Source organism: Natronococcus jeotgali DSM 18795 (assembly GCF_000337695.1).
Classification (GTDB): domain Archaea; phylum Halobacteriota; class Halobacteria; order Halobacteriales; family Natrialbaceae; genus Natronococcus; species Natronococcus jeotgali.
In genome coordinates, this window is the sequence record NZ_AOIA01000101.1 from 1 (window position 1) to 3,346 (window position 3,346).

The following is a 3,346-nucleotide window of genomic DNA, read 5'->3' on the forward strand; positions in this document are numbered from 1 at the left end:
TCTTTCCGAAAGCTGGCTGAGACATATTCCACCAATATCAGCCACTATAGTGTAACTACGGGGCGTTCCGCAGCTCTACATAAGAGCGTTGGAGCTTAACCAACAAGCTCGGAAGGCCTGTACTGGTGTTGGTTAACAGATCGCGAACATCCACAGACCTACTAATCGATAACCGCTCTCGGGTTACTTTCTATCCGTAATCGAACAACCAGCAACGCTCAACCCTCGGGGAAGGGAGAGTTGGGGAGAGGGGTAAACATCGCCACAGACGCGATCTGGGGTAAAACGCTCTGTAGCGACATACCGATAATAGAGAGACACTGACCTAACCATGCTGCAGTCGTTTGCAGCGTCGAATTGATTGCCTCATCTGGACGAACTTCGACCAACTCGTCGATGACGCTGAATCGATCTTAGTGCAGGGCCAGCGCAGCCAAACAATCACTCGAGAGCTCCACCGAACGAGAAGCCTTCCTCCTTTAGGAGCTTGTTCGCTTCCTCTCCGAGGAAGAAGTCCACGACTGGGTGCAAAAGGCCGATCTACAATCCGTCAGCGGTGCGAGTCCTGCTCGCATCACACTCAACGAGACGGTGATCTGAATCAATGATCAGCAGTTCTGGCTGTACGCAGCCGTCAGTCCCAATTCGAAGGAATCCCTGTAATTGAGGCTCTTTACGACACTACGATGGCACTCACACAACAGTTTCTCTGAGAGTTCCGTGAGAAAGATGACACCGCTAACGCTGTGTTTCTCGTTGATCACGCCCAGCATCTAGTGACTGCAATACAATGAGCAGGGCTCTGATTTCGTCTTGTTCAACACGGAAATAGAAACACTATCGAGAGTGTGTCCCCAGAGATATAACATCGTATTTCTACGCTCAGCAATAGCTTCAACGACGTTGAGCCGACGGCTGCCGAATCGTGGCTCTAAGCCATCAACATCTGGTGGAATTTGCGTAACTAAATACAATGCAGAAGCTCTGGCTCGGACTATTCGGGGATTGATCAGTTCGAATTTTTGATTGCTATATGGCATAGCTTTGCAGCTATTAGATCGACTTGAGACGGGGATAAACTATAGTGGCATTAACCAGTAATACTGGCTAGAAATGCTGGTCAGTATTACCAGCCATCCCATCTGGCTCGAATAGATATTTGCTACGTTTATGCGACCTCTCAAGCCCTCAAGTGCAACCGGGCAGAGAATTGGCTACATGTTGATTGCCTTCCCGGCCTACTGTGACGTGACCGACTGCCGGTCGTGAATAGGTCCTGCTTGACCTACGAGTCGCCTACCGTCGCGACCGTTACTAACCGCAATGATTTCCGAAACAACACTCAAGGCGATTTCGACTGGTGCATCGCTACCCAGATCTAGCCCGACCGGAGTCGCGATCCGTTCGTGATCACGTTTCGAGAGTTCGACACCCTCTTCTTCTAGATCTGATTGAAGCTGTTCAAATCGTTTTCGGGGCCCCATCAACCCAATGTACGGGGCTTCTGTGTCAAGTGCTGCCTCGAGTGCGAGTCTATCGTCGACAAAGTTGTGGGACATAATGAGAACGGATGTCCGCCCATCGATTCCGGCATCAGATAGGTTGGATGGATGGGCTGCTAAGACGCGATCTGCAGTCGGGAACATTTCGTCATCAGCACGTCCGCCACGAGCAGTCACGACTGTAACTTCAAGCCCGACCCGCGCTGCGAAGCGGACAACGGGGTGAACATCCGGCTGGCTACCGAATACGACCAGTCTTTGAGAGGGTTCGATACCGTCAACAACGAGTACTATTTCTCCCGCCTCAGTTGACACAGAGATGCGGTCGGTACTCCCTTCAGTTGCACACGTCCGTGCATCCGCTTCAATATCTGCGATAACCGAGTTAGGAAGGGGCGTTCGCTCACGAATGCGACGGTCATTAGCTCTTGATCCTCGTTCGTTGATAACCGCTCTAGCTCCGACGGGAATCGAGGGATCGTCGCTCTCGATTGCGGTTACGAGACTACATGCCTCGCGGTTCGCGCGTGCGTCAACCACCTGCTGCCACGAGTCATCGACAGGTTCGATAAGAACGTCGATAACACCATTACAGCCGAGACCGAGCCCCCAGGTATCGTCGTTTGTAAGATCGTATGTGACGATAGTCGAGGATCCGGACTCGAGAACCGCATTTGCATCCTTCTGTAGTGGATCATGGAGACAACCAGCAGTGATTCCACCATGGGATGTTCCATCAGATTCAATCACCATTTTGGCACCGGGTCGTCGATAAGCCGTCCCCTCGACATCGACGATCGTTGCGACCGCAAATTGAGAGTTGGCTGCAAGAGCTTGCTCAATTTGCTGGTAGACCTCGGATGTAGTGGTACTCCAGGAATCTGCCGCCATATGCATATATTGGCTATTCGACCGACACATATATGGTTGTCGTTAGTCATTGTCATACTATGCCTATAGAGATAGATATTACGTTGAATGGGGCTGAACGTACGTTCGAAGCTGAACGGTCGGATTCGCTCCTTGATGTTCTTCGTCGAAATGGCTACACTGGCGCGAAACGTGGCTGTGATACGGGAGACTGCGGTTTCTGTACTGTGTCTGTTGATGGGGAACCAGAGCGCTCCTGTATTAGACCGATCACCACAATGGATGGAGCAGAGATCGAGACCATCGAGGGACTCGGTACTCAGGATGACCTCCACCCAATTCAGGCGGCGTTCGTCGACAATGCCGCCCTCCAGTGTGGATTCTGTATCCCCGGGATGATCATGCAGTCACGAAGCTTGCTTCAGGACAATCCTGATCCTACTGAAGCCGAGATCCGCAAGGGACTCTCAGGGAACCTTTGTCGGTGCACCGGTTATGAGAAGATCATCGGTGCCGTACAAGACGCCGCTGAACGGATGAGTAGCGATACCATTGCTACTGACGGTGGCGACTCGACTCACGAAATAGTGGCATGTTCAAACCAGAAGTGCAGCAGGGGTGAGAACGATGAGTAAACCTGATGAGCCACAAAGTGATGAGACTCACCAGCAATCGACCTCCGTCGAGGACGAACACCCTCTCGAGTGGAACGAGAGCCCGAACAATCGCAAGTCTAAGAGCGAACGACAGGCCATCTCCAAGCGCGAAGAGAAAAACGACGCTCGAAAAATCGTCACAGGTGAGTCGAAATACACTGCCGATTACGCGCTAAATTTCCCGGATTTAGCTGAGGCGGCGGTCCTACGGTCAGATATTGCACACGGATAGAGCCTGTCATAGAATCCATCTCATAGCTTCTCACAGCCCGGATTATTTCCTCGCTCGTAGTTGGTAATGGCCACGACGAGTCGGAG

At 51.8% G+C, this 3,346-nt stretch carries 3 protein-coding genes and 1 pseudogene; 3 read left to right on the plus strand and 1 reads right to left on the minus strand.

Annotated elements, in window-relative coordinates:
- Positions 1-501: 501 nt before the first annotated feature.
- Positions 502-935, plus strand: a pseudogene (locus C492_RS25320) (IS6 family transposase); the annotation flags it as partial.
- Positions 936-1,238: 303 nt separating this feature from the next.
- Here the strand turns inward: C492_RS25320 and C492_RS22865 are convergent.
- Positions 1,239-2,393 (minus strand): XdhC family protein, encoded by a 1,155-nt coding sequence (locus tag C492_RS22865; RefSeq protein ID WP_008423269.1) that lies wholly within the window; start codon positions 2,391-2,393, stop codon positions 1,239-1,241.
- Between the two features lie 65 nt (positions 2,394-2,458).
- Here C492_RS22865 and C492_RS10515 point away from each other — a divergent pair, with 65 nt between their 5' ends.
- Together C492_RS10515 and C492_RS22870 are read left to right on the plus strand one after the other, a co-directional pair.
- Positions 2,459-3,007, plus strand: a complete 549-nt coding sequence (locus tag C492_RS10515; RefSeq protein ID WP_193364854.1) for a (2Fe-2S)-binding protein — start codon at positions 2,459-2,461, stop codon at positions 3,005-3,007.
- Positions 3,000-3,260, plus strand: a complete 261-nt coding sequence (locus C492_RS22870) for a hypothetical protein (protein WP_204365614.1) — start codon at positions 3,000-3,002, stop codon at positions 3,258-3,260. The genes C492_RS10515 and C492_RS22870 overlap by 8 nt, the downstream gene beginning before the upstream one ends.
- The last annotated feature ends 86 nt before the right edge of the window (positions 3,261-3,346 follow it).